2 tRNA genes and 2 rRNA genes are annotated in these 929 nt (G+C 50.6%); all 4 read left to right on the top strand.

Annotated elements, in window-relative coordinates:
- Positions 1–236: ribosomal RNA gene (locus AC1DWN_RS34415) — 16S ribosomal RNA — on the top strand; the annotation flags it as partial.
- Positions 237–353: 117 nt separating this feature from the next.
- Positions 354–430: transfer RNA gene (locus AC1DWN_RS34410), tRNA-Ile, on the top strand.
- 32 nt (positions 431–462) lie between these two features.
- Positions 463–538, top strand: a tRNA-Ala gene (locus AC1DWN_RS34405).
- Positions 539–690: 152 nt separating this feature from the next.
- Positions 691–929 (top strand): 23S ribosomal RNA (locus AC1DWN_RS34400); the annotation flags it as partial.

Raw genomic sequence — 929 nt, 5'->3', positions numbered from 1 at the left:
GCAGGCTGCAACTCGCCTGCATGAAGTCGGAATTGCTAGTAATCGCGGATCAGCATGCCGCGGTGAATACGTTCCCGGGTCTTGTACACACCGCCCGTCACACCACGAGAGTTTACAACACCCGAAGCCGGTGGGGTAACCCGCAAGGGAGCTAGCCGTCGAAGGTGGGGTAGATGATTGGGGTGAAGTCGTAACAAGGTAGCCGTATCGGAAGGTGCGGCTGGATCACCTCCTTTCTAAGGAAATACCYGAACCCGATGAGGTTCRGATAAACWTGGCAGTTTATCGCTATACTCGTTGTCAGTTTTGAAAGAGTAAMCCTCTTTCAATGGAAGTCCAAGAGATTAACTCAAGGGCCTTTAGCTCAGCTGGTTAGAGCGCACCCCTGATAAGGGTGAGGTCGGTGGTTCGAGTCCACTAAGGCCCACCACTATCGACTCTGAGAAGTCGGTACCCATTTATGGGGCCATAGCTCAGCTGGGAGAGCGCCTGCCTTGCAAGCAGGAGGTCAGCGGTTCGATCCCGCTTGGCTCCACCAAGAACTTTTCTGAATGGAAAAYGTTCAACAATTGCACCTTGAAAACTGGATAACGAAAGAAGAATTGCTGAAATATCCTTTAGCTGGGATTAGTAATACCCGTGAAGATTGTATCGAGATTGCGCAAGCGAGATGGATCAATCGGAACGTTAGGTTAAGCTAGTAAGAGCGCACGGAGGATGCCTAGGCACTAGGAGCCGAAGAAGGACGTGGCGAACAACGATACCGCCCCGGGGAGCCGTAAGCAGGCATTGATCCGAGGATTTCCGAATGGGGAAACCCAGCTGTCGTAATGGACAGTTACTTTCAACTGAATACATAGGTTGAATAGAGGCATACCAGGGGAACTGAAACATCTAAGTACCCTGAGGAAGAGAAAACAAAAGTGATT

Source organism: Paenibacillus sp. P4_A7, assembly GCF_056402455.1.
This window is presented reverse-complemented; position numbering and strand designations above follow the sequence as displayed.